Annotated in this window: 28 protein-coding genes; 13 read left to right on the forward strand and 15 right to left on the reverse strand. The window is 59.2% G+C overall.

Translation table 11 applies throughout. The features are described from left to right. Positions 1-370 precede the first annotated feature (370 nt). Positions 371-1,477 (reverse strand): TRAP transporter substrate-binding protein, encoded by a 1,107-nt coding sequence (locus GAO09_RS22290; protein WP_153357776.1) that lies wholly within the window; start codon positions 1,475-1,477, stop codon positions 371-373. A 299-nt stretch (positions 1,478-1,776) separates the two neighbouring features. On the opposite strand from GAO09_RS22290, the gene GAO09_RS22295 reads away from it, so the two are divergent. Next, the gene (locus GAO09_RS22295) at positions 1,777-2,565 is read left to right on the forward strand and encodes a gamma-glutamyl-gamma-aminobutyrate hydrolase family protein (protein WP_153357779.1); all 789 of its coding nucleotides are present in this window, start codon (positions 1,777-1,779) and stop codon (positions 2,563-2,565) included. A 45-nt stretch (positions 2,566-2,610) separates the two neighbouring features. Here GAO09_RS22295 and GAO09_RS22300 read toward each other — a convergent pair whose 3' ends face one another. The 4 genes from GAO09_RS22300 to GAO09_RS22315 all read right to left on the reverse strand — a co-directional run bounded on the left by GAO09_RS22300 (position 2,611) and on the right by GAO09_RS22315 (position 5,579). Then, positions 2,611-2,895: a hypothetical protein gene (locus tag GAO09_RS22300; RefSeq protein WP_153357782.1), complete on the reverse strand. Its 285-nt coding sequence runs from the start codon at positions 2,893-2,895 to the stop codon at positions 2,611-2,613. Between the two features lie 64 nt (positions 2,896-2,959). Continuing rightward, positions 2,960-3,925 (reverse strand): 2-hydroxyacid dehydrogenase, encoded by a 966-nt coding sequence (locus GAO09_RS22305; RefSeq protein ID WP_153357790.1) that lies wholly within the window; start codon positions 3,923-3,925, stop codon positions 2,960-2,962. Positions 3,926-3,964: 39 nt separating this feature from the next. Further along, complete coding sequence (locus tag GAO09_RS22310; protein ID WP_324185065.1) at positions 3,965-4,987, reverse strand: LacI family DNA-binding transcriptional regulator; 1,023 nt, start codon at positions 4,985-4,987, stop codon at positions 3,965-3,967. 109 nt (positions 4,988-5,096) lie between these two features. Next, complete coding sequence (locus GAO09_RS22315; RefSeq protein ID WP_153357795.1) at positions 5,097-5,579, reverse strand: MarR family winged helix-turn-helix transcriptional regulator; 483 nt, start codon at positions 5,577-5,579, stop codon at positions 5,097-5,099. 170 nt (positions 5,580-5,749) lie between these two features. Between GAO09_RS22315 and GAO09_RS22320 the strand changes: the two genes are divergently transcribed. From GAO09_RS22320 to GAO09_RS22335, 4 genes are all read left to right on the forward strand, one after another. Continuing rightward, complete coding sequence (locus GAO09_RS22320; RefSeq protein ID WP_153357797.1) at positions 5,750-6,514, forward strand: creatininase family protein; 765 nt, start codon at positions 5,750-5,752, stop codon at positions 6,512-6,514. 175 nt (positions 6,515-6,689) lie between these two features. Next, on the forward strand, positions 6,690-6,956 hold the full coding sequence (locus GAO09_RS22325) for a hypothetical protein (protein ID WP_235938393.1): 267 nt from the start codon (positions 6,690-6,692) through the stop codon (positions 6,954-6,956). A gap of 509 nt (positions 6,957-7,465) precedes the next feature. Then, positions 7,466-8,614 carry a CobW family GTP-binding protein gene (locus GAO09_RS22330; protein WP_153357799.1) on the forward strand — a complete coding sequence of 383 codons (1,149 nt, stop codon included), beginning with the start codon at positions 7,466-7,468 and terminating at the stop codon, positions 8,612-8,614. Between the two features lie 59 nt (positions 8,615-8,673). After that, the gene (locus GAO09_RS22335) at positions 8,674-9,660 is read left to right on the forward strand and encodes a WD40 repeat domain-containing protein (RefSeq protein WP_153357801.1); all 987 of its coding nucleotides are present in this window, start codon (positions 8,674-8,676) and stop codon (positions 9,658-9,660) included. A 21-nt stretch (positions 9,661-9,681) separates the two neighbouring features. Here GAO09_RS22335 and GAO09_RS22340 read toward each other — a convergent pair whose 3' ends face one another. Further along, positions 9,682-10,848 (reverse strand): GGDEF domain-containing protein, encoded by a 1,167-nt coding sequence (locus tag GAO09_RS22340; RefSeq protein ID WP_153357817.1) that lies wholly within the window; start codon positions 10,846-10,848, stop codon positions 9,682-9,684. A gap of 207 nt (positions 10,849-11,055) precedes the next feature. On the opposite strand from GAO09_RS22340, the gene GAO09_RS22345 reads away from it, so the two are divergent. Then, a complete protein-coding gene (locus GAO09_RS22345) occupies positions 11,056-11,733 on the forward strand; it encodes a spermidine synthase (protein ID WP_153357820.1) in 678 nt (225 codons plus the stop codon). Between the two features lie 2 nt (positions 11,734-11,735). On the opposite strand, the gene GAO09_RS22350 is transcribed toward GAO09_RS22345, so the two are convergent. The 6 genes from GAO09_RS22350 to odc2 all read right to left on the reverse strand — a co-directional run bounded on the left by GAO09_RS22350 (position 11,736) and on the right by odc2 (position 17,557). Further along, complete coding sequence (locus GAO09_RS22350; protein ID WP_153357823.1) at positions 11,736-12,749, reverse strand: serine hydrolase domain-containing protein; 1,014 nt, start codon at positions 12,747-12,749, stop codon at positions 11,736-11,738. Positions 12,750-13,000: 251 nt separating this feature from the next. Further along, a complete protein-coding gene (locus GAO09_RS22355; protein WP_209018797.1) occupies positions 13,001-13,441 on the reverse strand; it encodes a hypothetical protein in 441 nt (146 codons plus the stop codon). Between the two features lie 161 nt (positions 13,442-13,602). Next, complete coding sequence (locus GAO09_RS22360; RefSeq protein ID WP_153357829.1) at positions 13,603-14,298, reverse strand: OmpW/AlkL family protein; 696 nt, start codon at positions 14,296-14,298, stop codon at positions 13,603-13,605. A 151-nt stretch (positions 14,299-14,449) separates the two neighbouring features. Then, positions 14,450-15,466 (reverse strand): purine-nucleoside phosphorylase, encoded by a 1,017-nt coding sequence (locus tag GAO09_RS22365; RefSeq protein ID WP_153357833.1) that lies wholly within the window; start codon positions 15,464-15,466, stop codon positions 14,450-14,452. 261 nt (positions 15,467-15,727) lie between these two features. After that, the gene (locus GAO09_RS22370) at positions 15,728-16,300 is read right to left on the reverse strand and encodes a GNAT family N-acetyltransferase (RefSeq protein WP_153357836.1); all 573 of its coding nucleotides are present in this window, start codon (positions 16,298-16,300) and stop codon (positions 15,728-15,730) included. A gap of 126 nt (positions 16,301-16,426) precedes the next feature. Next, positions 16,427-17,557 (reverse strand): ornithine/lysine decarboxylase, encoded by a 1,131-nt coding sequence (gene odc2, locus GAO09_RS22375; protein WP_153357839.1) that lies wholly within the window; start codon positions 17,555-17,557, stop codon positions 16,427-16,429. A 617-nt stretch (positions 17,558-18,174) separates the two neighbouring features. On the opposite strand from odc2, the gene GAO09_RS22380 reads away from it, so the two are divergent. From GAO09_RS22380 to GAO09_RS22400, 5 genes are all read left to right on the forward strand, one after another. Next, positions 18,175-19,071 (forward strand): LysR family transcriptional regulator, encoded by an 897-nt coding sequence (locus GAO09_RS22380; RefSeq protein ID WP_153357842.1) that lies wholly within the window; start codon positions 18,175-18,177, stop codon positions 19,069-19,071. A gap of 112 nt (positions 19,072-19,183) precedes the next feature. Next, the gene (locus tag GAO09_RS22385) at positions 19,184-19,828 is read left to right on the forward strand and encodes a DUF1007 family protein (RefSeq protein ID WP_153357846.1); all 645 of its coding nucleotides are present in this window, start codon (positions 19,184-19,186) and stop codon (positions 19,826-19,828) included. Then, positions 19,822-20,853 (forward strand): nickel/cobalt transporter, encoded by a 1,032-nt coding sequence (locus GAO09_RS22390; RefSeq protein ID WP_153357849.1) that lies wholly within the window; start codon positions 19,822-19,824, stop codon positions 20,851-20,853. The genes GAO09_RS22385 and GAO09_RS22390 overlap by 7 nt, the downstream gene beginning before the upstream one ends. 58 nt (positions 20,854-20,911) lie before the next feature. After that, complete coding sequence (locus GAO09_RS22395) at positions 20,912-21,466, forward strand: hypothetical protein (RefSeq protein ID WP_153357852.1); 555 nt, start codon at positions 20,912-20,914, stop codon at positions 21,464-21,466. A gap of 61 nt (positions 21,467-21,527) precedes the next feature. Further along, positions 21,528-22,076: a hypothetical protein gene (locus GAO09_RS22400; RefSeq protein ID WP_153357855.1), complete on the forward strand. Its 549-nt coding sequence runs from the start codon at positions 21,528-21,530 to the stop codon at positions 22,074-22,076. A 6-nt stretch (positions 22,077-22,082) separates the two neighbouring features. On the opposite strand, the gene GAO09_RS22405 is transcribed toward GAO09_RS22400, so the two are convergent. After that, positions 22,083-22,289 carry a hypothetical protein gene (locus GAO09_RS22405; protein ID WP_153357859.1) on the reverse strand — a complete coding sequence of 69 codons (207 nt, stop codon included), beginning with the start codon at positions 22,287-22,289 and terminating at the stop codon, positions 22,083-22,085. Then, complete coding sequence (locus GAO09_RS22410; protein ID WP_153357861.1) at positions 22,286-22,978, reverse strand: GNAT family N-acetyltransferase; 693 nt, start codon at positions 22,976-22,978, stop codon at positions 22,286-22,288. The genes GAO09_RS22405 and GAO09_RS22410 overlap by 4 nt, the downstream gene beginning before the upstream one ends. Positions 22,979-23,245: 267 nt before the next feature. Here GAO09_RS22410 and GAO09_RS22415 point away from each other — a divergent pair, with 267 nt between their 5' ends. Both GAO09_RS22415 and GAO09_RS22420 read left to right on the forward strand, forming a co-directional pair. Continuing rightward, on the forward strand, positions 23,246-24,157 hold the full coding sequence (locus GAO09_RS22415; protein ID WP_209018798.1) for a hypothetical protein: 912 nt from the start codon (positions 23,246-23,248) through the stop codon (positions 24,155-24,157). A gap of 64 nt (positions 24,158-24,221) precedes the next feature. Continuing rightward, positions 24,222-24,683: a hypothetical protein gene (locus GAO09_RS22420; RefSeq protein ID WP_153357867.1), complete on the forward strand. Its 462-nt coding sequence runs from the start codon at positions 24,222-24,224 to the stop codon at positions 24,681-24,683. A gap of 64 nt (positions 24,684-24,747) precedes the next feature. On the opposite strand, the gene GAO09_RS22425 is transcribed toward GAO09_RS22420, so the two are convergent. Next, entirely contained in the window at positions 24,748-25,461 is a 714-nt protein-coding gene (locus tag GAO09_RS22425; protein ID WP_153357869.1) for a tellurite resistance TerB family protein, read from the reverse strand. Positions 25,462-25,508 lie beyond the last annotated feature (47 nt).

The following is a 25,508-nucleotide window of genomic DNA, read 5'->3' on the forward strand; positions in this document are numbered from 1 at the left end:
CGTCGGGACAGGCTATCGAGAGTATACTTACGGAGCGAGGGCAGAGTTGGTTCTCTTCCCTCACCTTGCTATCTAGTCAAGAATATAAGCCGGACAGCTATTGATCAGCTTGTCCGGATTTTCTTCACTGTTAGCTTAATGGTCAGTGGTTTCCACATCGCATTACCTCCGGTTGGAGAGCAAGGTCCTTGCCTGGGTCGGCGTGACCTATCCTCGCCGATACTCCGGTGGCCTCGGAGCTTTCTTCTTTCGCTCTCCAACGGAGGAATTTTATCGAGCAGTGTAGGAAACGCCACAAAACACACGCATTGAATGCAAACCCTCACAGAATACCCTGCATATTCTTGTTCATAATGTTTTGCTTGAGGCTTCAGAGTTTACCGGTGCGTCGCTGGATCAGCATGAAGGTGTCGAACGTGTATTCCGATAACTGCAGCCACAGATAAGCTTCCTTTTTATAGGCAACCTGATCCTCGTAGATCGCCTTGAAGTCGGCATTGGTCGCCAGGATGTCCTTGTAAACCTCCAGCGAAGCATTGAAACACGCCTCCAGAACATCCTGACTGAACGGTCGCAATGTCGTGCCCTGCGCAACGATCTGCTTGATCGCGGTCGGGTTTTTCAGGTCATATTTCGCCATCATGTTTGTGTTGGCGAAAGCGCAGGCGTCTGTCAGCGCTGCCTGATAGGCTTTGGGCAGGCTATTCCATTTTTCGAGGTTGACCATCGAATGGATCGCCAGGCCGCCCTCCCAGAAGGCTGGATAATAGTAATATTTGGCAACCTTGTAGAAACCGAGCTTGTAATCGTCATAGGGGCCGATCCATTCCGCCGCATCAATCGTGCCCTTTTCCAGCGCCGGATAGATGTCACCACCCGCGATCTGTTGCGGAACAGCACCAAGCTTTTCAAGAACGCGGCCGGCCAGGCCGGCAATACGCATCTTCATCCCCTTGAAATCATCAACCGTATTGATCTCTTTTCGGAACCAGCCGCCCATCTGCGCACCGGTATTGCCCGTCAGAAGACCGTAGACGTTATGTTTGGCAAAAAACGCGTTCATCAGATTATTGCCGTTGCCCTGATAGAACCATGCATTGGTCAGGCGCGCATTGAGACCGAACGGAATGGCGCTGCCGATGGCAAAGGTCGGGTCCTTGCCGACGAAATAATAGGAACATGTATGCGCCATTTCGACAGTGCCATTGGTCACGGCATCGAGCGCCTGCAGGCCGGGAACGATCTCGCCCGCGGCAAAAGGTTGGATGATGAACTTTCCATCGGTGGAATCGGCCACATGTTTTGCGACATCGTCTGCGCCGCCGTAGATCGTATCCAGCGATTTCGGAAATGATGATGTCAGCCGCCAACTGATCCTTGGATTTTGCTGGGCGATAGCCGGCGCGGCAAGCACGCCTGCGGTCGCCACGCCCGTTCCCGTAACAGCCGCCTTTTTGAAAAATGCACGACGATCCATGCCCGCCTCCCGTTGGCTCTTGCATTGAAACCGAGCCACGGCCCAAATCTCTCCCAATTCCGTGGCGCCACTGAAACAACCACGGCGCTCGACATGTGACAAGCCGGCGATTTTCTCTTCCTGCGTGCAAACATGCCGCCACATGGCACCTTTGGTCCCAAACCGCTCTCGACAAAGTCTGCGCAACCCGTGGTCCGCCCCCCCGGCAGGACAGATGAGCCATAAAGCGAACTCGCTTGACTTGGATATATAAGCAGCGCCAAAAGGCTTCACCAGACCAGCCTTTCGGAGCCTCTCGCATGCCAAAACCGATCGTCGCCATTCCCGCCGATATCAAGGAGATCGAGGGCGCCCTCTGGCATGCAACGCCCAATCAATATGCCAAGGCTGCGCTTCATGTGGCGCAGGCCATGCCGATCATCGTGCCGGCGTTCGAGGACGGCAATGATATCGACGGCCTGCTCGACCGCGTCGATGGCGTGCTGATCTCCGGCGCTGCCAGCAATGTCCACCCCTCGCGTTACGGCCTTGAAGCCACAGAAAAGGACGGCCCGTTCGATCTCGCCCGCGACGCCACCTCGCTGGAACTGATCCGCCGCGCCATCGATCGCGGCATCCCGCTTCTCGCCATCTGCCGCGGCATTCAGGAGTTGAATGTCGCGCTCGGCGGCACGCTGGCGAGCGAAATCCAGGAGGCAGAAGGCATGTGGGATCACCGCATGCCGGACGATCAGAGCCGCGATGTGCGTTATTCGATCCGCCAGCCGGTTTTCGTCAAGGACGGATCGTGCATCGCGAATTATCTCGGCACAGCCGGCGAAGTGCAGGTGAACTCGCTGCATCGTCAGGCGATTGCCAAGACCGCGCCGCGCCTGCAGGTGGAAGCGACTGCCGAGGACGGCACGGTCGAGGCCGTGTCGGTGATAGATGGCAAAAATTTTGCTGTCGGCGTGCAATGGCACCCGGAATACTGGGCCGCCACCGATCAGCCGTCGCGACACCTGTTCGAAGCGTTTGGCGATGCGGTACGGGCATATGCGGCAGGCAAGACAGCCGGCCAGACAATACGCAACATTGCGGCCGGATAGTGCCTGCGTCTCTCCGGCTGGCCGCACGAACCCGCGTCGGCTGTATCAGCCAGCGCCGGGCCCGGTTTTATCTGAAGCAAGATCGGTTCGGGATATTTCCGTGACGTCGAGAGACCGCGAAATCCCGAGTAACGTCTTCCACCACATCGGCTTTACCTCGTGCAGGGACAGAATCAGCAGTTGATCCTCCGGCAAGACCATCCGCCTTGAGAACCCGTCCCCGTCAGCATTCCTGACGGTGATCATCGCATCGCCCGGTTCGCACAGCGCAACCTTCGTCTCATTGACCTCGAGATCAAAAACCGTCCTGTTGTCGATGGCGACAGTCAACCGGCCAAGAGTGCTCAGGTCAGGCTCTCGTCTGATCTGCAGCCTGCAGCGGCTCATCAGGCCCTTACCCCTTCACCGGCGTTTCCGGCACCGGCGTATAGACTTTCTTCTCGTCGAACCAACGGATCAGGTTGTCGACCACAAGATCAGCCATGGCATTGCGGGTCGGCACGGAGGCAGACGCGACATGCGGCAGCAGCGAGGCATTATCGAGATCGAGGAAATTCGAGGCCGTCGTCGGCTCTTCGTAAAACACGTCGAGACCGGCAGCAGCGATGGTGCCATTGCGCAAGGCTGCTTCCAGCGCCTCTTCATCCACGCTCGATCCGCGCCCGACATTGATGAACACGCCGTTCGGTCCGAGTGCCGAAAGAATGTCTGCATTGATGATCTTGTGGGTGGCAGCCGTGCCCGGCACGATGCAGATCAGCGTATCGACCGCTTCCGCCATCTCCTTCAGCGAGGCGAAATGCGTGTAGGAAACATCGGTGCGCGGCGTACGGGTATGATAGCTGATCTTCAGCTTGAAGGCTTCCAGCCTCTGCGCGATTTCGAGCCCGATACGGCCAAGACCGAGCAGTCCGACATGACGGCCTTTCAGCGACAACGGCGACAGCGCAAACGGACCATCCGACTTCCAGCGACCGCTGCGCAGCCAGTCTTCCGCCGGCGGCAGGCGGCGCACCGTGTTGAGCAGAAGACCGATCGTCGTGTCGGCCACCTCGTCGTTCAGGACATCCGGCGTATGTGTGACAATGATGTTTTTTGTGGCGGCATAGGCCGCATCGACACCGTCATAGCCGACACCGAAATTCGAGACGATTTCGAGGTTGGGCAGCAAATCCATCCATGGCTTTTGCAATGTGCCGAACAGCGCAACGGCACGCACTTTGTTGCGCGTCGCTTCATCGAGGCCCAGTTCACCGCCTTGTGTCGGCACCGATACCACGTCAAAATCTTTCCCAAGCCGCTCCAGCACACGCGGATGAATGCGTCCGGGAATGAGGACGGTGACGGGCTTGTCGGTCATGCTCTGTTTCCTGTGCTTCTCTGGAAAATTCTGGAGGCTCTATGCGCGAGGGCGATGCGGCCCTGTCGATTGACGGATGCGCATTTCCGGCTTGATGAGATGGATGCCGTCCGGCTCATGGCTTCCAGCCAGACGGTCGAGCAGCGCACGCGCCGCCAGACGCCCGACTTCCGCCTGCTGGTTTGACACGGTGGTCAGCGCCGGCACCGAGATCGAAGCCTGCTCCAGATCGTCGTAACCGGTGACCGAAATATCTTGACCCACCACGAGGCCGGCACGGGCGATACCGTTCATCAGACCGATGGCGACCAGATCGTTCCAGCAGACGGCAGCCGTCGGCTTCTGCGGCAGGGAGAGGAAATTGACCGCAGCCTCGAAACCGCCCTGCATCGAGCGCGGGCCCGGGATGCGCAGTTCGGGATCGACCTCGATACCGGCCTTGCGCAGCGCATTGACATAACCCTGATAACGGTCGCGGCCGGTAGAGGTCTGGTCGGTACCACCGATCATGGCGATGGTTTTATGGCCAAGTCCGATAAGGTGATTGGTGGCGAGCGAGATACCGTAACTGTCGTCACCGCGATAGGTCGGCAGCGCCGTGCCTTCCATCGAGCGGGCAACGAGGATCAGCGGCATGCCATTGGTTTCCGCCAGCCGTACATCCTCGATCGGGGTGCCGATGGCCGGTGACATGATGACGCCGTCGCCGCCGAGCTGCAGCAGCGTTTCGATGAAATTGCGCTGTTTTTCGACCGAATCGTAGTGGTTGGAAAGAATGAAGGTCTGGCGGTTGCGGTCGAGTTCGGTCTCGATGGCCTTCAGGATTTCCCCGTAGAACGGGTTCATGATGTCATGCACCACGACGCCGATAATGCCCGAGCGCGAGGTACGCAGGCTGGCAGCGCGGCGGTTATAGATATAACCCAGCGCGCGCGCCTGTTCCTTGATTTTTTCGCGGGTATCGGAGGCCACCAGCGGGCTGTCGCGAAGGGCAAGCGAAATGGTTGCGGTCGAAAGCCCCAGGCTTTCGGCGATCGTCGACAGCTTGATCTTTTGGGCCACAGGTCCTCCGGCGGTGAGATGCACCAAACAGAGGCGCAATCGGGATTTAAATTATTAAAACAATTTAATTCCGTTTCGCAAGCTTTGAAACGACGTTTATGCGCGACCTTCAGTCATCGTCGGACTGAAGGTTTTCATCCACGGTGCGCAGCAGTTTGATCAGGGTCTTGATCTCCTTGTCGGACAAACCCTTGGCGGCCAGCGCCCCGCAATTTTCAGCGGACCGCGAAATCTGCTCGACGCTTGTGCGCCCGAGTTCTGTCAGATGCACCTTGGCCAGACGGCCATCGTTTTCATCGGCGCGGCGCTCCAGAAAGCCCTGCGCCTCCATGCGACCGATTGTGCGCGTCATTGTCGGCGCCTTGACGCCGAGTTTTTCGGCCAGATGCCCGGGCGTCATGCCGTCCTCTTCGGCCAAAAGCATGATCACGCCGTCCTGACCGGCATACAACCCGCTGTCAGACAGCATATGGCTGAGGGCGGTGCGCATGGATCGGGCAGCCTGGGTGATCGCCGGTGCGATATCGACGGCCTCGTAGGAGCCCTTCTTCTTCAGCTCTTTGTTCTTCTTGTCGGCCTTTTTCTTGCTCATGCCCTCAAACCTACCCTGCCCATTCACTTGATCGGTTACGCCGGCTTTGCCATGCAGATGCCTTGCCGATATAGGAAGCATAATCCATAGCGAAAGCCGGGAACCATCGCCAGATGTCCAAAACCATGCCGCCCGAACATCCGGCCCGATACCCGCAACGGCGTTCTGCCATGAACGCGCCCGACCTGTCACCCGATATGCGCCGCAATTGGATCGCCATCCTGCCGCTCGGCGCCCACGAACAGCACGGCCCCCACCTTCCCTTCGAAACTGACGCGCTGATTGCCGAAGGTCTTGTCGAACGTATCATTCCGCAATTGCCGACGGATTTGCCGGTAACATTTCTGCCGGTCGAATCAGTCGGTTATTCCATAGAGCACATGGATGTGACGGGCACAAAAACGCTGAGCTTTGCCGACGCGGTGAACCGCTGGCTTGGCATTGCCGAGGACCTGCACGAACAAGGCATCCGCAAATTCGTGATGCTGAACGCCCATGGCGGCAACTCCCCGCTTCTGACCATCGTGGCAACGGAAGCACGCGTGCGTTTCAACATGCTGGCAGTGGCGACAAGCTGGACGCGTTTCGGCCAGCCGGACGGCTGGATCAAGCCGGAAGACAAGGCACTCGATATCCATGGCGGCGATATCGAGACCTCGGTCATGCTGGCGCTTTGGCCGGGCCGTGTGGATATGGCCAAGGTGGACAGATTTGGCTCGAGGCAGGCGGAGTTTACGAAAGAATACAAACATCTGCGTGCCTATGGGCCGCATGCTTTTGGCTGGAAGATGAGTGACCTCAACGGCCAGGGCGTCGCGGGTGATGCGAGCGCCGCAACCGCCGAGCGCGGCGAGCAGTTGGTGACGCATGCGGTGGCGGGGATCATCGAGCTTCTGCAGGATGTGGCGCGGTTCGATGTCGAGATATTGAAGTAACGCCAGGTCTCCTTGAAATATATGAGGGTTCGTTTCGGGCGCTTGTCGCTGAAACCGCGATGCCTCATACTACTGCAAGTTGTGATCGCCAAAGGAGGCGGACATGCGCATATCCATTGCCGATGCCCGAAGCCAACTCTAAGAATTGGTAAAACTTGCAGAGCAAGGCGAAGAGATGATCCTGACGCAGCCCGGCTTACCCTCTGCGCGACTGTCGATCGTGCATACAGCGACCGAAACTTCGCACCAACGCTACGATGCCGCCGCCGAACTGCCCAAAATTGGTCCGCTGACATCCAGACGCGAGCCTGTGAGCGCTGAAGAGAAACGAAAAGTGTTCGAGGAAATCCGCAGGCGCGCACCCGAGAGGGACCTTGTCGACAGCACCGACGCCGCTCACAGCCAGGATTTTCTTTATGACGAATCCGGCTTGCCCAAATGATCGTCATCGACTCGTCGGCAATTATCGCAATTGCAGCGAACGAGCCAATGGCGCGCGAGTGTGAAAAGGTCTGCAAACCGAAAAAGCAGTCCTTATTTCTGCTGGTACTCTCGCACAGGTTCTGATCGTGTCGGACCGACGCAAACTTGTTCAGGACGTAAGCGACCTGTTGAACAGCGTCATTACCCAGATCGTAGACGTTACGCCGGCGCGCGCGCATCTGGCTGCCTCCGCCTAGGCCCAATGGGGCAAAGGCATCCACCCCGCCGCCCTGAACTTCGGCGTCTGTTTTGCCTATGTCACGGCGCAGGAATTCGACTGCCCTCTCCTCTTCATCGGCGAAGACTTTTCCCGCACCGACATCAAGCCCGCCATCCACACCTGATCACGTCATCTTATAACATTAAACCCTTTGAACTCGTCCCGCCTTGCTCTTATATGGGTCGGACCGGATGTCCGGGTCCTAAAAATTTCGCGCGCATAGCGCCCCAAAATCTCTCGAGGTTTCCATGACCGAAGCAGCCACCGCAAAGCCCGTTCCCGTTACCGTGCTGACAGGCTATCTCGGCGCCGGCAAGACGACGCTCCTCAACCGCATTCTCTCCGAAAGCCACGGCAAGAAATACGCCGTCATCGTCAACGAGTTCGGCGAGATCGGTATCGACAATGACCTGATCGTCGAGTCGGACGAAGAAATCTATGAAATGAACAATGGCTGCGTCTGCTGCACCGTGCGCGGCGACCTGATCCGCGTTGTCGAAGGCCTGATGCGCCGCCCTGGCCGCTTCGATGGCATCATCGTCGAGACCACCGGTCTTGCCGATCCGGTTCCGGTCGCACAGACGTTCTTCATGGACGATGACGTACGCGCCAAGACCGAGCTCGACGCCGTCGTTGCACTGGTCGATGCCAAACACCTGCCATTGCGCCTGAAAGATAGCCGCGAAGCCGAGGACCAGATCGCCTTTGCCGATGTCATCGTCGTCAACAAGACCGATCTCGTGACGGCAGAAGAACTGTCGGTGATCGAGGAAATCGTCCGCGCTATCAACCCGACGGCCCGCATCCACAAGACCAACCGTTCGCGCGTCGATCTGTCCGCCGTCCTCAACCAGGGTGCCTTCAACCTCGAGCGCGCGCTGGAGAACGATCCGCATTTCCTCGAGCACGGCCATGACGACCATGTCTGCGGCCCGGATTGCGATCACGATCATCATGATCATGGGCACCATCATCACCACGATCACGACCACACCTGTGGTCCGGACTGCGGCCACGATCATCACCATGATCACGGTCATGGCCATCACCACCATTCGCCGGGCGCCGTTGCCGCCATTCACGACCTGACGGTCAAGTCGATCTCGCTGCGTGGCGGCGAAATGAACGCAGAACGATTCTTCCCGTGGATCCAGAAGATCACCCAGACGGAAGGCCCGAACATCCTGCGCCTCAAGGGCATCATCGCCTTCAAGGGTGACGAGGAACGGTATGTCGTCCAGGGCGTGCACATGATCGTCGAAGGCGATCACCAGCGTCCGTGGAAGGAAGGCGAAAAGCGCGAAAGCCGCCTCGTCTTCATCGGCCGCAATCTCGATTTCGCCAAGATCGAGCAGAGTTTCCTCGCCTGCCAGGCGACGGAAAAGACACCGGCCTGATTGCCCATCCCGACCGAGCGGTCACTGACGAAATCCATGCGTGAAAGAAATATCCACTGATGCCGACTGTTGCACCGCTTGATCTTGAAGGCCACGTCGTCGGGGTTCACTTCCTCGGCGACATTCCATTCTTCGCTACCGCCGCCGGCACGATCCACCGTCTCGATGGCGGCGCAAAGGTCGAGGAAGCCCATCAGGGCCTGATCACCTTCGTGCGTGATCCTTTCAGCAACTCGCTGCTGACAGGCGGCGAGGACGGCAAGGTGCTGCGTATCGCGCCGGACGGTTCGGCAACACTGGTGGCCGAAGCGCCGCGCAAATGGATCAATGTCGTGGCCGGCGGCCCGCAAAACGCGGTCGCATACGCTTACGGCAAGTCGAGCTTCGTCAAACTGGCAGACGACACGACCAAGGAATTTACCGAGGAACGCAGCGTCGAGGCCATCGCCTTTGCACCGAAGGGCATGCGCATTGCCGCCGCTCGTTACAACGGCGTTTCCATGCACTGGGTCGGCACCAATGCGCCGGCACAGGATCTGGAATGGAAGGGTGCCCATACCGGCGTCACCTTCTCGCCGGATGGCCGCTTCCTCGTCACCATGATGGTGGAAAACGCCCTGCACGGCTGGAAGCTGGACGGCAAGGCGAACGACGCCCGCCACATGCGCATGACCGGTTACCCGGCCAAGGTGAAATCGTTGTCCTGGTCGCCCAAGGGCAAGTGGCTTGCCTCATCCGGCGCACCGGCCGCCATCGTCTGGCCGTTTGCCGGCAAGGATGGCCCTATGGGCAAGGCGCCGCAGGAACTCGGCACCCGCGCCAATATCATGGTCACACAGGTTGCCTTCCACCCGGCCGAAGAGGTGCTGGCGATTGGTTACATCGACGGCATGATCCTCGGCGTCCGCCTGTCGGACGGCAAGGAAGCGCTGCTGCGTCGCCCCGGCAAGGGCGGCATCACCGGCTTTAGCTGGAGCGGTGATGGCAAACGCCTCGCCTTCGCATCCGATGCCGGCGATTGCGGCGTTATCGATATCTCGGCCTGATCTTTTCGAGCGGCTTGGACCTCAGGCCGCCTGCAATTCTTCAGAAAACACGTCGACACCGTCGCGACCTTCGCGCTTGCGGCGATAAAGCGCCTGATCGGCCCTGTGCAGGATGGCGTGCAGCGTGTCTGCCTCGTCCATCTGGCCGGTTGCCACACCGATACTGAGCGTCGGGCGCACGCAGCAAGCCTGTGCCATGCCGTCCGTTGCGGCCGAAAACGCACTGCGAATATTCTGCGCCAGGCCGGCCGCATCGTGGAGCGTGCGGTCAGGTAAGACCACCACGAACTCGTCACCGCCATGGCGCGCGATCAGATCGCCGGCCTGCACGGCGCTGTGCGCCGCCGTGGCAAATGCCTTGAGCACATCGTCACCCATCGCGTGGCCGCAGCTATCGTTGAGCTGCTTGAAATTGTCGATATCGACAACCAACACAGCCAACGGACGCTGCGTCAGCCCACTGAAGGCACGGCTCATGCCAGCCCGGTTGAGCACGCCCGTCAGCGGATCGTGATAGGCGGCATTTTCCAGCTGCAGCTGCGTTCGCTCCGTCGCCATCATCATGATCACCATGCAGCGCAACGTCAGGAGCAGCATGGCAACGAGGCCGAGCGCTGCATGCATCTGGTCGCCATTATGGAACAGCGGGCCGCCACCGAGACTGCCCCACCACCCCATCATGGCGCGCGCGCCATAGAGCGTGGCGGTCAATGCAAAAAGGCCGGAGGCCAGTTCCGCCGAATAGAGCTTTTCATCGCGCGCCATGCGCCGCGCTTCCCAGGCAACCGCCATGTCGAACAAGGCGCAAACTGCAGAGGCAAACACGATGCGCGGCATGGATTGCGACGGTTCGGTAAAGATCAGAAAATACGGAAGGCTCGGCACGCCGGCGATCAGGAACACGGCCCACGGACTGATCCTGCGCCCCGCAAACTCGCGGATTGCCACAACCAGGAACGCGCTACCGATGATCGTCAGCGTATTGCCGACGGAAATCGACAGGAAATCCGGGGCGATTTCCCGCAGCACGATGAGACAGGACGCCAAACCGAGCAGGATATTGTTGGCACTCCACCACCCGAGCCAGCGGCCGAACCGGCCTGTCGAATAGGCGGCAAGCTGCACCGCGCCCATGATCACACAGGCGAGTGCCGTCATCGCGTAAACCGTGCGCAGATCGAATGCCATCCCTTCACCCCATCTTCCTGAGCGAAGTGTAGGCAACCCGTCCTTTACAAAAGGTGACAAACACTCGCTTAATACGAGCGATTATTGTCGGTTTGCGGGGATTTACTGCTAACCTGCTTTTCCCGCTGAGGATTTTCTCTTCTCGTTGCGATCATGCGCCCAAAGCGTCATAAGGCAACACGGCAGGTGCCGCAGACGGAGAAGACGATGATCCCCTGGATAGTGCTCGATACGGCAAAGGTGCCCGGCGGACGCGACGAATTGCGCCTGAAACAGCGTGGGTCGGAATTTTCCATCATGCTCGGCAGCAATGAGTTGATGAACAGCCGCCTGAGTGGATCCGAGGAAGCGCTTGCCAGCCTCTCCTGGGAAAAGATCAAGGGACGCCCGAAACCCAAAATGCTGATCGGCGGATTGGGCATGGGCTTTACCCTTCGCGCCGCGCTGAAGGAACTCCCGGCCGATGCGCAGATTACCGTCGCCGAACTGGTACCAGCCGTGGTTGCCTGGGCACGCGGCCCGATGGCGGAAGTGTATGGCGATTGCCTGTCCGATCCACGCGTGACGATCGAGGAAGGCGATGTCGCCGATTTCATCAATGCGCGCCCGAAGGCATGGGATGCCATCCTGCTCGATGTCGACAACGGTCCGGAAGCGCTGACCCGTGATGAAAATGACCAGATCTACGCCTCGCGTGGGCTGCGTGCTGCAAAGACCGCACTAACGCCTGGCGGCGTCCTCTCCGTATGGTCCTCCGCACCCGACCCCAAATTTACCCGGCGCCTGCAGGCCTCGGGTTTTGCGGTCGAAGAAGCACGTGCCAAAGCCAACGGTCGGGGCAAGGGTGGTGGTGCACGCCACATGATCTGGCTGGCGACGGCCTGAACCTATGCCGAGCGCACGGCGCCGATAATATTGCCCAGTAGCGAATGCAGGTCGTCGCGATAACCATTGCGCGCCGACGGACCGCTTTCATTGGATGTCATCACCACTGTCATCTGCAATGACGGCACGATGTACACCATCTGGCCGCCATAACCCCAGCCGAACCACACATTTTCGCCGCCGATCGTGCGGTTGAACCAGCCATAGCCATAGCCATCGCCGGAAAATCGCGAACTTGTGCGCACCTGCCATGATGAGGCGATCCAGTCGGCCGGGATCACCTGACGCCCCTCGCTCGTCCTGCCTCCATTGCGATAAAGTTCACCGAAGGCCAGTAGCGAACGCGCCGTCATCGCCATCTGGTTGCCACCCAGATAGATGCCCTGCGGATCGCGTTCCCACGATCCAATGCGGAAGTCATCCACCGGCGCAAACCACTCCCGCGCCAGTTCCAGCGTCGATTTACGCCCTACCCGCGTCAGGATGGCGGAGAGCAGGTGCGTGGACGCGGTGGAATAGAGCATGTCGCCGCCCGGCTCACCGTCAAATGGTTCCGACAATGCAAACCGCACCCAGTTGCTACTCGACACCCAGCGCCCGTAATTCGGCCCCGACATGCGCGACAGACCGGCTTGCATAGACAGGAGATTACCGACCGTGACCGCGTTCAGACGCGGATCCGGATCGGATGGCAAGGCGGACTTCAGGATCGGGGCGATCTTCTGATCCGGCCCGTCCAGCAGCTTCTTGCCGATGGCGATGCCAACCATCGCGGAAATGATCGATTTCGACGCCGACTTGATATTGGTGGAGCCGTTGAGCGAATGACCATTGAAAGCGCGCTCGGCAAGCGGCTTGCCCTCGCGGTTAACAAGAACGACTTTCAGCGGCGACAGCGTTGCAGCACCATCGAGCACCGCCTTCAGGCCAGTGGCCGCAGGCGCCCCTTGCGCAAACGCATGCGCGGCAGGAATGAGAAATGGCAGCGAGGCAAGTGCGGAGCGGCGTGTAAACATCTTCACAAGCTAGGGCCGCAGCGCGGCATCACCATGGCGGAAAGTGCGTGCTCACACCAAGGTGAAGGCCTGTGAATCCGACATTGAAAACCCCGCCCCGACATCATGTCCGGGCGAGGCTTCAGGGCGTCATGCCCAAGTGCCCCACAGGAGGACACGTCATATTTGTACTTTCGAAAATATGATTACAAGTCGAATAAATGTCAATCTGGTGTGATCGGCGCTTTTTTCGCAATGCGTGCTTCTCGATATCACAAAGCAGGAGAGACGCCGGCATTTGCAATCCCGTCAATGCATGTCTTCATGATCACGGCCATTTCTTCATCGGTATCTGCAGTAACACCGCGAGAAACGATCTTTTCCGATTTGAAATTGGGATCATCGAGCGCGGTGCAGCCAATGAAACCCCACAGATAGCGAGGATCGCAGCCGTTATCCTCCAGCCGTCCGATGGCTTCTGGCGCCATATCACGCATGATCTTTTCGACACTGTCGAATGAGCTTGGCTGCGGCACACCGAGGTGATCCCTCTTGTGCCATTTCTCGATGCGGTGAGCGACGATACCGTTGCGGCAACGATCGGTGAGCGTCTTCGCCGGCTCGATCAGCAACGGTTTGAAAGCAGCTTCATCCGCATAAGAGGGCGGCGCAGCCAGTACCAACATCATTGTCGCCAACAGCGCAAACCACATCGCAAAATCTCGCATTCGTTGCGACAGAACTAAAGCAGGATTTGAAAATGAAAAGACGCGGGCGCCCGCCTTCGGGCACCCGCGTCCACATCATCAAAAAGGGGAGTTGGCCGGCGCCGCCTCCGTTGCGCCGGCCGGCCCCCTACCGGTCAGTTCTCGCGTCAGAACCGGTAGGTGACACCTGCGCCGATCAGCCACGGATCGATCTTGGCCTTGCCGGAAAGCGGGCCGTTGGTCAGCGCGTTATTGTCGACCTTCCAGTCGGTTTCGAGGAAGATCTTCTTGACGTCGAAGTTGATGCCCCAATGTTCATCGAGCATGTAGTCGAAACCGACCTGCAGAGCGGCACCAAAATTGTCTTCGACGTCAAGGCCGGTAAAGCCGGCACGATCGGACTGGTTGTAGAACAGAGAGTAGTTCACACCGGCACCCACATAAGGCTTGAAGGCGCCGAAATCGGTAAAGTGATACTGCAGCATCAGGGTCGGCGGCAGAAGCCATGCCTTGCCGACATCGAGATCACCGAGCCCGTCGGTCTTGATCTTGGCATAGGTCGTGCCGAGGATCAGTTCAGCGGCAAAATTCTCGGTGAAGTAATAGGTGATGTCCAGTTCGGGAACGACCGAGTCGGAATATTCCAGACCGACACCCGGAGCCTGATCGATGGAGCCGCTGTCATTGGTGATGACGCCGAGTGCGCGAACGCGGATCTGCCACGGGCTCTTGGTCGACAGCGCTTCATAGGCGGTCGGTGCTTCCTGCGGTGCTGCCAGATCGGCGGCAGTTGCGCCCATTGCGAATAATGCAACGCTTGCGCCAGCCAGACAGCTGAGAACCCGTGCTCGATTGATGTTCATAACCCTCTCCTTCAAATCAATGATGATCAAGGATTAGGCGTATGCGACAGATTGACGTTTGATCCGGATCAAACAGACGGGCGCCCCGTGATCGACTGCGGCCAAAAGGTCACAGGTTTTTCGCGGGGGCGCCCTCACCTCAGTCGTTCATTCAGTTGGCGGGCACACCCTTCTGCCAGACGGCCCAGTCGGCAATCACCGCATCGGCAAGTTTGGAGCCGACGCGGTAGGCATTCACGGTTGAAGGCATGAAGCCACCGGACTTGGCACTCAGCGATTCGGCCGCCGTCTTGCCTTCCGGCTCACGATCGAAATTGGACGCCGTGCGCAGAACCACGATACGGTGGAACTGCAAAAGGCCGGCATCGCCACCGCGCTTCAGGGCGGTCAGCGTGGCATTGTCCTCCATCTGCGTGGTGCAGTAATTACCCTTGCCCTCGGTCATCAGCGACACCCAGTCAGCCATGCCCTCGGCAATCTTTGTACCGTGCCAGTAGGTGTCCGTAGAGAGTGTATCGCAGATGCTGACGGCGGGGGCGGCACTACCCGGCTCTCCCTTTTTGTAAGCGGCGCGATAGGCTTTCGAATCGTCATTGTCGGAAAGCTCGGTATCCTTCGTGAGAGCAAACGCCCTCTGCAGCAGCGGCTCGTTCAACTGATACACTTCGGTGCCCGAACCCCAGCTTGCCTTCTCACCGGGCTTTTTGGCGCCAAGGGCGATCACGCCATTCGGCCAATCGGCCGGCACCTGGCGCGGATCGATTTCGTGGCGCAGCCCGGCATCGACGACATAACGCGCCCAATGAGCGGAGCCCAGCGTACCATCGGTCGGATCGACACCGGCAATGCCGGCGATGATGAAATACGTGTTCTTCAGATCGAACTTGTCGCTATAGACCAACGCCGATACCGAGCTTGCCGCGTTGGCAAAACCCATGGCCGTCGTCATCATGCACAGCCCGGCCGCATCGCAGGCAACATCGGGATATTCCTTGGAAAGACCCGGAACCGCGATCTTGGTTTCCAGTTTTCGCTCGGTCAGCCACGGCTTGGCTTCTCCCCCGAACATGGTGATGACCATGACTTTTGGCGCGATCGGCTCGGCGGCAACGGCCGGCAGCGCAACCGATGTCAAAACGGATGAGATGAAAAGTGCAGGAATACGCATAAAGCCCCTCTTATGATTTTTGAAAAGATTGAACCCGAAAACGGGTCAGGTCTTTTCAATCCATCATCCGGGGCGGGTCAAGCCGCAAAACAAAACACCCCGCCTCCCTTTCGGGAGACGGGGTCGGGCAGGATCGGAGATACGCGGGAGCCGTGAAGCCCCATCTTGCAAAAGGTGTGCCGCCACACACCTTCCCTGTCTCATGTCACCAATGGCAATCACCGGAAGGCTGAACACCTCCGAATATTGCCGTGACATGGGTCAGGCCAGCTTGCGTCCACTCGCCACGATCATGCCAGCGGCATCATCCAGCCAGCCAGCCTTCAGCTCCAGCGCCAGAAAACGGGCGCGGTCGCAGGGGCCGGGCATAACGAGATGCCGGGTCTTTTCGGCAGCAAAGCCGAATTTCTGGTAATAGGGTGCATCACCGACGAGGATGATCGCACCATGGCTACGCCGGGTGGCTTCGGTGATGGCTGCACGCATCAGAGCAGCACCCATCCCCTTGCCTTCGCGGGCAGGATCGACGGCCAGCGGGCCGAGCAGAAGCGCATCGACCGGAGCACCATCGGCGGCAACGCCGGCTTCGATGTTCCACAGACGCACCGTGCCGATGACATGGCCGGCACCGTCGCGGGCAACCAGCGCCAGACCTTCGGCCGGCAGACGCTTGCTGCGGATCTTTTCCGACGACTTCTTGCGGCGCTCAGTGCCCATGGCGCGATCGAGCAGGTTTTCGCGGGCAACGATATCGGCCGCATTTTCAGCGGAGATCGTGAAGGATTTGGATTTCGGCGCAAGGAATGCGCGTACAGAATCAAGAACAGCGGCCATCTTGGCCTCCCGCACTCAAAACCATTTCAAATGGTGTCTTCGGTTCATTGTGGATTTGCGGCCCCCGCCTGGAGGATCGGGAACCGCGAACTGTTTTCGCGTCAGGGACGCGGAGGCAAAAAGCCTTTAGATCACGTAGGCCTTGAGCGGGTCGAAGCCGTTGAAGGCAACCGCCGAATAGGTCGTCGTGTAGGCGCCGGTGCCTTCGATCAGAACTTCGTCGCCGATCGAGAGCGTGAGCGGCAGCGGGTACATGTTCTTTTCGTACATGACGTCAGCCGAATCGCAGGTCGGGCCGGCCAGAACGCAGGGCTCCATCTGATCCTGATCGCGCGTGGTGCGGATCGGGTAACGGATCGCCTCGTCCATGGTTTCGGCGAGACCGCCGAACTTGCCGATGTCGAGGAAGACCCAGCGATGGTTGTCATTGTCCGACTTGCGCGAAACGAGAACGACTTCCGCCTTGATGACGCCAGCGTTACCGACCATGCCGCGACCCGGCTCGATGATCGTCTTCGGCAGGTTGTTGCCAAAGTGCTTGCGCAGCGAAGCAGAGATCGCCTGGCCGTATTCTTCGGCCTTCGGGATGTCGCGCAGGTACTTGGTCGGGAAACCGCCGCCCATGTTGACCATCTGCAGGACGATGCCCTGCTTGGCCAGCGACGAGAACACGCGCTTGGCATCGGCCAGAGCCGAATCCCAGGCATCGACCTTGGTCATCTGCGAACCGACGTGGAACGACACGCCGTAGCTTTCGAGGCCCAGCTGGTGAGCGTAGACGAGAACGTCGACGGCCATCTGCGGGACGCAGCCGAACTTGCGCGACAGCGGCCATTCGGCGCCTTCACCATCGGTCAGAACGCGGCAGAACACCTTTGCGCCGGGAGCGGCACGGGCGATCTTTTCGACTTCCTCGTGGCTGTCGACAGCGAACAGGCCAACGCCGAGTTCGAAGGCGCGTGCGATGTCGCGTTCCTTCTTGATCGTGTTGCCGAAGGAGATGCGGTCAGCGGTTGCGCCGGCGGCGAGTGCCATCTGGATTTCGGCAACCGAAGCGCAATCGAAGCTCGAGCCCATGGAGGCGAGCAGTTCGAGGATCTTTGGTTCCGGGTTTGCCTTGACGGCATAGTAGATCGAGCTGTCCGGCAGTGCGTGGCGGAAAGCCTTGAAATTGTCGCGCACAACGTCGAGGTCGACAACAAGGCAAGGGCCTTCTGGACGCTCGGTACGGAGGAAGTCGAGGATACGTGCAGTCATCGTTCAAACCCTCTGGAGCACCACGCTCCGGCATGAGGACAAAGGACGAATGAGAATGCGCCGACGGCGGTTTTTGGAGACACCGCTGTCTAGCACGCTCAAACGCGCGATCGATGGACCAACGCCCTGCCAAGAGCTTTGATCCGCTTTGTCTGCCATTGATTGGAGGGTTGTCCCTACCGCACTTCCGGCAATTCAGGTGTGCCTCTACAGAATTGCATGCTGATGGAAAGCATGCAGAGACTTAAAAGGCCCGCACCGTCGTTGCTTCATATGTCCTCGCATTTCCCGGTTGGCCGGAATAGCGACTGGAGGGGTTAGTTCCAGGTACCTTACCGATGACCTCACCTTAGAGATAAATCTCAATTCGAGGGTCGGCGGACACACATGGGCACGTGCGACTTTGGGCAAGGCGGGAGATAAGAATATTCGCCGTCATAATCAAGCGGTTTTTTGTTTCCCGGCCAAAAATCTTAACACGACGCAGGCAGGGGGAAATTGCATGAACAATGGGGCGAAATTAGACAGGCATATGGAAACGCGCCCCTTGTGTTTCCGGGCCGGCTGACGTCTTGCTGGCCGTGAAAGCCAATTTGCGAACCGGAGCAAACACTTCGATGGATACACTCACCCGCATGCGCGCCTTTATCGACGTGGTTGAAGCGGAAGGTTTTTCCGCTGCTGCCCGCCGCACGGGCCGTTCCAAGGCGCTTTTGTCGAAATATGTGCGCGAACTCGAGGACGATCTCGGCGCGCTTTTGCTCAATCGTACGACGCGGCAATTCTCGCTGACCGAGGCCGGACACACCTATTTCCGCACCGCGGCCGACATCCTGAAAGAGATCGACAACCTCGCCGACCTGGTGCGCGAAAACAATGCCGACCTCAAGGGCCGCATCCGTGTGTCCGTGCCGCGCACCTTCATCGATGCGCCGGTTGGCCAGTCGCTTATCGATTTCGCCACTGCGAACCCGGAAATCGCGCTGGAAATCGTGGCCGAAGATCGCTTCGTTGATCTGATCGAGGAAAGTTTCGACCTCGCCATCCGAATCACCAAGCTGGAAGATTCAGGCCTGATCGCGCGTAAATTGTCAGATTTTCGGGTCTACGCCGTCGCGACGCCGGATTTCGTTGCCCGCTACGGCCCATTCGACCACCCGAGCGACCTGACCGGCAAACCCTTCATCGTCGATACCAACACCCGCTCACACAACAATATCCGCTTTCAGGATCCGAATGGCGGCGCGCTCTCGGTTCCGGTTGCCGGCCCCATCGAGGTCAACAGCCCTCAGGCGACATTGCGCGCGGCACAGGCAGGGCTCGGCGCCGCCATCGTGCCGGATTTTATCGTGTTGCCGTATATCCAGTCCGGTGAACTGGTCACGCTGTTCGATGACTACATCGTCAAGGACCGCGGTATCTATGCAGTCTACCCTCATCGCCGTTACCTGCCGGCCAAGGTGCGCAGTTTTGTGGACTTTCTCACCGCATGGTTCCGCAACAAGGGCGAATGATCGCGGCCTGATGACATGACTGTCATCAGGGAGCCGAAATTCCGTCTTATTTGCGGGTCACTCCACGGGCCTTAATTCAGGGCCGCATCATTTTGGGCAAAGAAAAGCAGACATGAAAATTCTTCGCGCGATATCGACGGTTGCCGCACTCTGTGCCCTGCCCCTGCCCGCCCTGGCGCACCCGCATATCTTTCTCGATGCACGCCTCGAAGCCGTTGCCAGCGATGACGGTCATCTGGCCGAGTTGCGCAATGTCTGGCGATTCGACGAGGTGTTTTCCTCCAGCGTGATGCTCGATTTCGACAAGAATTCCGACCTGAAGCTCGACAACGAGGAACTGGCCGAACTCGGTGAGACCATGCGCGCCTCGATGGAAGATTTTCATTATTTCACGACCATCTCGGTCGATGGCAAGGATGTGCCGGTCGCCAAGCCGGGCATTATCCACGTCACCTGGCAGCACGGCCAGATTCTCGTCATCTTCGCGGTAAAGCCATCCAAGCCCGTGCCGCTCAAGGGCAAGCTCGCCTTCGGCATCTACGACCCGTCCATGTATACGGCCGTCAATTTCCCGTCAGACGGCGACCTGAAGGTGGAAGGCAAGGCTTTTGCCGCCTGCAAACATCAGGTCGTGCGCCCCGATCCGGACGAGGTCATCGCGTCCAACAAGGACACGCTGACAGACGCCTTCTTCAACGATCCGACCGGCACCGACATGACCAAATTGTTCGCGACCCGCATGGAGGTGACATGCTGAACCTGCGACGCCTTGCGCTCATCATCCCCGGCCTTCTTCTCGGCGGGCTGATGCTGGCCACCGCTGCGCACGCGCAATCACCACTCGGCGTTGGCTCGGCCGAACCCAGCTTTTCGGTGGGCGGGCCACTCGCCCCGTATTTCCAGTGGATCAATATGTATCAGCAGAGTTTTTACCGTTCGCTGACCGGCGCATTGAAGGCCATGCGGGAAGACCCATGGGCGCTGTCCGGCCTCATCGGCCTTTCCTTTGCGTATGGTGTTTTCCACGCCGCCGGCCCCGGCCACGGCAAGGCGGTGATTTCCTCCTACATGATCGCCAACGAAACCGCGCTGAAACGCGGCATGGTGATCTCCTTCCTCTCGGCCCTGCTGCAGGGCGTTGCCGCCATCCTGCTGGTGGTCGTCGCCTATTTTGCCCTGCGCGGCACCGGCATCACACTGACCCGCGCCACATGGGCCATGGAAGTCGCAAGCTTTGCCATGATCGCCCTGTTCGGCCTCTGGCTGCTGACGCGCAAACTCTGGTCGCTGCGCCGCACGATGCCACTACAGGGGCTTGCCATGGCCGCCCCCACCGGCCCGACCGGCCTGCGCTTTGAAGCCGTCGAAGTGCATGACCACTCAGACCTGAAACCCGGCAATGTCTGCGACGACTGCGGCCAGATGCACATGCCCGACGCCGCCACGATCGGTGGCCGCGATTTCAGCCTGCACGAAGCATGGTCGGCCATCCTGGCGGTCGGCATGCGCCCCTGCTCCGGCGCCATTCTGGTAATGACGTTTTCGCTGCTGAACGGACTTTATCTTGGCGGTGCGCTGTCGGTCCTCGCCATGTCGATCGGCACCGCCATCACCGTCTCGATCCTGGCCACGCTTGCCGTGACGGCCAAGGACATCGCCGTGCGTTTTGCCGGCCCCGGCTCACGCCGCGGCGAACGCATCACGCTCGGCGTCGAAATCGTCGCCGCCCTCTTCCTGGTGATGATGGGCCTGTCACTGCTGGGCGCTTCGCTGCAGATGTGACGCTCGACTTCTCCGGCAGTGCAACCATATTGCCGAGGGAGACCAGGGGCATGGGACAATGAGCGCGGCGACAGGACCGACACAGGCACATTCGCTGCGAAGGCAATGGCTGTCGAGACTGGCCGTCGCGTTCATGATGGTGGCCGGCTTTATCGGCGGCAACTCACTTGCGATGGGTGGACTACCCGAGTGGCGTCAGGCGGGACCTTTCTGGCTGGCATGGGCGGGATTTCAGGCTGTCTGCCTGCTGTTCGGCACGATCTGGGCGCGCACGTGGAAAGGGCCAGACGCCTTCGTGGCCGGTCTCTGCTGGAAACTGAAACGGTTTCGCGTCCGCATGCGCCGCCGCTGGCTCCCCGGTCGTGACTGGGAGGCTTATCGCAGCGCAGAACCGGTCGTCGTCGTGTCATGCGTTTTCGCCGGGTTCGTGACCTTTGTTCTGATACCACTCGGTATAAAAGTCGTCCTGCTTTCAGGCGCCGGGGTGGTCTTCGTTATCATGATGGTCCTACCCTATTACAGGGATGCGCCCACCAACCCGGTCATCCATGTGCCGTTTTCCGGCATCATCAGTGCTTTCTGGGGCTTTCTTCTCGCCGCTCATTTTAATTGATGATCCAATATCGATCCGCCATGTTCAAAGAATACAAGCCTCCCTGCCGCTGCGAGACCAAATGAGCGACGACAAGGCAACAAGCACAACAGCGAACTCACAGGGGTGGCCATGGATAACGAGACTGACCGTTGCCTCCACTGCGATGGCAGGTTTCATCCTTGGGCGCATTTTCGGCGGCGAGGCATTTGCCGAATTTGAGAAGACCGCTACTGCCTGCACATTGTGGGCACTCCTGCACCTCACCTGCCTGCTGGCCGGCGCCGCATGGGATTTTTCCCGTTCAAACCTTGGGATGCGCCGCTTTACACTCGGCGTGAAACGCAAATGGCGCAGGCTGCGTAATCGCTTGAGAAGACGCTGGGCCGATCAACGCCGACGCAGGAACTCACATTGGGAAGAAGACCTGCTGTTCTGGCTTGTCCTGCTGTCAGCCTGTGCCGCCATGATGCTGGTGCCGGTTCTGGGGATTGCTCTGGCTATCGCGGCCGGCTTCATTTTCATCATATGGCTGGTCACGCTGTGGCTCTACAAAAACGCTCCGGCCAACCCGGTAACAGCCATCCGGACCTCGACCTTTCTGGGTCTATTCATGGGCTATACGTCCTGACCAACTCTAACGATCCCGCCGGCGCTGATAGCGCGCCCGCAACCAAAAGATCCAGAAGAAGCACAGGATCAGCAGCGTGCCGACGATGACCGCAAGAACCGGCGAAAAATCGCCGATCCACAGGACCAGCGACGGCATGAAATAGATGACGATACCGGCGCCGCCGAGGATGAGGGCTGCGGCAATCGCCTGCGATTTCGCTTCCGGCGTCATGCGCTCGCCTTCGCGATCTCGGCGCGAAGATCTTCCAGCTTGCGCTTCTGCTGGCCGTCCGCGTCAAAATTTTCCGGCGCAAGCCAGGCTTCAAAAGCCTTTCCAATCACCGGCCATTCACTGTCGATCATCGAAAACCATGCGGTATCGCGGTTTTCACCACGCGAAATCAGATGCTGGCGAAAGACGCCTTCGAAGGAAAAACCATAACGCCTGGCCGTCACCTTGCTCGGCTCGTTTTCGTTGTGACATTTCCATTCGTAGCGACGGTAGTCGAGATCCTCGAACACATGTTTCGCCATCAGGTAATGCAGTTCGGTCGACATCGGCGAGCGTTTCATCGCTAGCCCATGCGCCACGGAACCGACCTCGACCACGCCATTCTTCGGGTCCGGCCGCATGTAACTTGCCATGCCCACCACCTTGCCGCTGGCGTTTTCTCGGGCGACCAGCGTCACGAAACCGGAATTGTCGCGCACATTGTCCAGCCACGCGCCAAACGCTTCCGGCGTGTCGTATTGATCGTTCGGGAAATAGCGGATCAGCTCGTTGATCGCATCCGCCCCGCCCAGCGCATCCCACAACGCAGCCAGATGTTTTGCCCGGTCATAGGGTTCGAGGGTGACAAAACGGCCCTTCAAGGTGACAGGAGCGGGAGCGGCAGGCTTGTAGGTGGAGAGATCGCGCATGAATGCCTCTGCAATTGATCTTTTGAAAGCTAAGCGAGGCGTTTTGGAAAGGCAACGACAAAGCGCGATGATGATTTAAGGGTATTTTTCCGATCCGTTTTGGGGTGGACAAAAAGGGCCAGAAACCTAATTTGCGCACCATTGAATAAAGTCAAATGACTGTCATTTTCGCCGACGGCAACGACTGCGCGGCGCTTTCGAGAGATATATTTTCGCTCATTCGATCAACAGACACGGACGGGAAACACGATGGGACCAGGATCAGCCATGAAGGCGGCGAAGCTTTCGACACAGCCAGCCGCACCAAAGCCGAACGCCGTGCCGCCTTTCCGTCCGATCATCCTGCATAGCGGCCAGAGTTTTTCCGGCGCGGGCACGAGCTCCGACAATTCCGGCGTCATCTTTTCCGGCCATACGGCCCAGCTTGGTGATTTCGACAAGGCGCTCCAGTGCGGCGGCAGCTATTGCCTGCGCAACAGCCAGCATACCGGTTCCGCCGGCCTCACCGACGACGGCCGCGTGATCTTCAGCGTTACCAGCCGCATCAACGGTCGTGATACAACGGTGATTGGCGCCTTCGACCAATCCGGCCAGCCTTCGCCGCCGACCGACAAGGAAGTAAAGCTTCTCGACAAGATCGTGCCCTCGGCGAAAAGCCGGCTTGTGCTCGACACCAAAACGAGAAGCGACCTCGGTGTGAAGCTCAACGGCGACAATGCCACGGCCGCCATGTACGCCGACCGGAACACGATCAAGTTCAACGTGAGCTACCTCCACCAATTCGACAACAAGACGTCGCTGGGCGTGGATGCAGCGGCAACGGCGGATTACAAGACACGCCAGGTTCTGTCGCGATCGATTGGCGTGAGCGGAAAATCCGGTGACTTGTCGGGACGCGTCGCCTTCGAACAGGCAGGCCTGACGAGAACAGGCACCGCTGAGGTGCGTAGCGGCAAGCTGTTCGGCAATGTCAAATATGCCACGGACGGCACCAACCAGAACCGCGAATACAATTTCGGCGCTGATATCAACAAGTCCACCACCCTCACCGTCACGCTGAGGCCGGACTATCAGATGCCGAAAACCGCAGCCGCCCCGTCCTTCAAGTTCGATCCGATGAAACCGGACCCGATCCCGGATCACAGCAATGCCAAGATCGAGCTGAAGATCACGTTCTGAGACTTCATGGTTTGCCGCGCGTATCGCGTGCGGCAAACCGTTTTGCGGCCGTTCGGGGATGATCATGGTCTGGAGTACAAACCGCATCCTCGGACTGGCATTTGCCGCCCTGATCGGCCTGCAAGGCACCGCTCACGCAGCCATCTGGCATGCCTTCGAGTTCAAGGACGGCGATGGCTGGATGGTGATGACATCGGACGTGGTGGCCGGCGGCGCCATCGGCCTGCGATGCCTCAAGGGCGAATTGAACGCGGTGGCATTGCCGGTTCCCACCAATGCCAAGGATCCCATCAAGGTCTTTTATGAAATAGACGGCACGCCCTTCATCGGCATGTGGGAGATCGACGGCGACCGCGCCGTGCTGAAAGGCGATGCCGCCAAGGCATTCGGCTCGCAGATCCAGAGAATGAAAAGCGCCATGTGGTACTATGTCGGTGACACACCGAAATCGCTGGCGACGCCCGGCAATCTTCAGGAAACCCTCGACAAGCTGCCGAGCCAATGTGGCGACCGCGCCGGTTCATGAACCGTAAAAAGGCCTCCCACCGATAAGACGGGAGACCTGAACTGCCCCGGCAACCGTCGTAAACTCAGGCCTGAACCTTCGCCGCCGACACCGTCGCATCGATATGATCCACCAGCGCATCCGGCAGGTTGAGACGACCGGCGAGCAGGTCGAGATAACCGCGCTCAGCGCGTGTATCCGGTTCGATCGTCAGGCGGGTTGCGGTGTAAAGCTCGACCTTCTGTTCTTCGGTGCGGGCAGCAGCCACGAGCTCATCGATATCGACCGGGTTTGCCAGTTCGTCTCGGATGAAAGCTTCAGCTTCCGAACCAAGATCGACTTCATGCACCTTTTCCATGATGTTGGCGCGCTCGGCTTCATCAATATGGCCGTCGGCCTTGGCGGCGGCGATCATGGCGCGGATCAGCGTCAGGGCAAAGTCATTGGAAAGCTGCGGCGATTCCAGGCTGAAGGCGCTATCCGGCGGCGGCAGGGCGATAGGCTGATTGCTGGCCGGTGCCGGCTGCGGGGCGGCTTCCGGTGCCTTGCCGGACTGATAGTTCTTGTAGGCGAGGTAACCGAGGCCGGCGACGGCCGCGATACCACCGATCGTGGCGACATTGCCGGCCAGCTTGCGGCCGGTCTTGGTGCCGAGGATGGCAGCGGCAATACCGGCGGACTTCAGGGGATTTTTCTTCGCGATGCCGCCGAACTGGCCTGCCCGGTCACGAACGCTTCCCGAGAGGCCCGGAACTTGTGAACCGAGGAACTGGTCTAGAAGCTTCTTGGCGTCGAACATTAAAATCTCCTGATCGTGAAACACTGACCCGGAGATAGGGACGCCAA

Source organism: Endobacterium cereale, assembly GCF_009617585.1.
Classification (GTDB): domain Bacteria; phylum Pseudomonadota; class Alphaproteobacteria; order Rhizobiales; family Rhizobiaceae; genus Neorhizobium; species Neorhizobium cereale.

What these genes read in the sequence shown, in the direction of transcription:
- GAO09_RS22405 (WP_153357859.1), bottom strand. Translation starts at nt 22,289, where the DNA reads ATGACGCCGGAAGCGAAATCGCAGGCGATTGCCGCAGCCCTCATCCTC.
- GAO09_RS22425 (WP_153357869.1), bottom strand. Translation starts at nt 25,461, where the DNA reads ATGTTCGACGCCAAGAAGCTTCTAGACCAGTTCCTCGGTTCACAAGTT.
- GAO09_RS22395 (WP_153357852.1), top strand. Translation starts at nt 20,912, where the DNA reads ATGAGCGCGGCGACAGGACCGACACAGGCACATTCGCTGCGAAGGCAA.
- GAO09_RS22380 (WP_153357842.1), top strand. Translation starts at nt 18,175, where the DNA reads ATGGATACACTCACCCGCATGCGCGCCTTTATCGACGTGGTTGAAGCG.
- GAO09_RS22305 (WP_153357790.1), bottom strand. Translation starts at nt 3,925, where the DNA reads ATGACCGACAAGCCCGTCACCGTCCTCATTCCCGGACGCATTCATCCG.
- odc2 (WP_153357839.1), bottom strand. Translation starts at nt 17,557, where the DNA reads ATGACTGCACGTATCCTCGACTTCCTCCGTACCGAGCGTCCAGAAGGC.
- GAO09_RS22370 (WP_153357836.1), bottom strand. Translation starts at nt 16,300, where the DNA reads ATGGCCGCTGTTCTTGATTCTGTACGCGCATTCCTTGCGCCGAAATCC.
- GAO09_RS22340 (WP_153357817.1), bottom strand. Translation starts at nt 10,848, where the DNA reads ATGGCATTCGATCTGCGCACGGTTTACGCGATGACGGCACTCGCCTGT.
- GAO09_RS22410 (WP_153357861.1), bottom strand. Translation starts at nt 22,978, where the DNA reads ATGCGCGATCTCTCCACCTACAAGCCTGCCGCTCCCGCTCCTGTCACC.
- GAO09_RS22335 (WP_153357801.1), top strand. Translation starts at nt 8,674, where the DNA reads ATGCCGACTGTTGCACCGCTTGATCTTGAAGGCCACGTCGTCGGGGTT.
- GAO09_RS22355 (WP_209018797.1), bottom strand. Translation starts at nt 13,441, where the DNA reads ATGTGGTTTGCGCTGTTGGCGACAATGATGTTGGTACTGGCTGCGCCG.
- GAO09_RS22415 (WP_209018798.1), top strand. Translation starts at nt 23,246, where the DNA reads ATGAAGGCGGCGAAGCTTTCGACACAGCCAGCCGCACCAAAGCCGAAC.
- GAO09_RS22320 (WP_153357797.1), top strand. Translation starts at nt 5,750, where the DNA reads ATGAACGCGCCCGACCTGTCACCCGATATGCGCCGCAATTGGATCGCC.
- GAO09_RS22385 (WP_153357846.1), top strand. Translation starts at nt 19,184, where the DNA reads ATGAAAATTCTTCGCGCGATATCGACGGTTGCCGCACTCTGTGCCCTG.
- GAO09_RS22345 (WP_153357820.1), top strand. Translation starts at nt 11,056, where the DNA reads ATGATCCCCTGGATAGTGCTCGATACGGCAAAGGTGCCCGGCGGACGC.
- GAO09_RS22400 (WP_153357855.1), top strand. Translation starts at nt 21,528, where the DNA reads ATGAGCGACGACAAGGCAACAAGCACAACAGCGAACTCACAGGGGTGG.
- GAO09_RS22295 (WP_153357779.1), top strand. Translation starts at nt 1,777, where the DNA reads ATGCCAAAACCGATCGTCGCCATTCCCGCCGATATCAAGGAGATCGAG.
- GAO09_RS22290 (WP_153357776.1), bottom strand. Translation starts at nt 1,477, where the DNA reads ATGGATCGTCGTGCATTTTTCAAAAAGGCGGCTGTTACGGGAACGGGC.
- GAO09_RS22350 (WP_153357823.1), bottom strand. Translation starts at nt 12,749, where the DNA reads ATGTTTACACGCCGCTCCGCACTTGCCTCGCTGCCATTTCTCATTCCT.
- GAO09_RS22365 (WP_153357833.1), bottom strand. Translation starts at nt 15,466, where the DNA reads ATGCGTATTCCTGCACTTTTCATCTCATCCGTTTTGACATCGGTTGCG.
- GAO09_RS22315 (WP_153357795.1), bottom strand. Translation starts at nt 5,579, where the DNA reads ATGAGCAAGAAAAAGGCCGACAAGAAGAACAAAGAGCTGAAGAAGAAG.
- GAO09_RS22330 (WP_153357799.1), top strand. Translation starts at nt 7,466, where the DNA reads ATGACCGAAGCAGCCACCGCAAAGCCCGTTCCCGTTACCGTGCTGACA.
- GAO09_RS22390 (WP_153357849.1), top strand. Translation starts at nt 19,822, where the DNA reads ATGCTGAACCTGCGACGCCTTGCGCTCATCATCCCCGGCCTTCTTCTC.
- GAO09_RS22420 (WP_153357867.1), top strand. Translation starts at nt 24,222, where the DNA reads ATGGTCTGGAGTACAAACCGCATCCTCGGACTGGCATTTGCCGCCCTG.
- GAO09_RS22360 (WP_153357829.1), bottom strand. Translation starts at nt 14,298, where the DNA reads ATGAACATCAATCGAGCACGGGTTCTCAGCTGTCTGGCTGGCGCAAGC.
- GAO09_RS22325 (WP_235938393.1), top strand. Translation starts at nt 6,690, where the DNA reads ATGATCCTGACGCAGCCCGGCTTACCCTCTGCGCGACTGTCGATCGTG.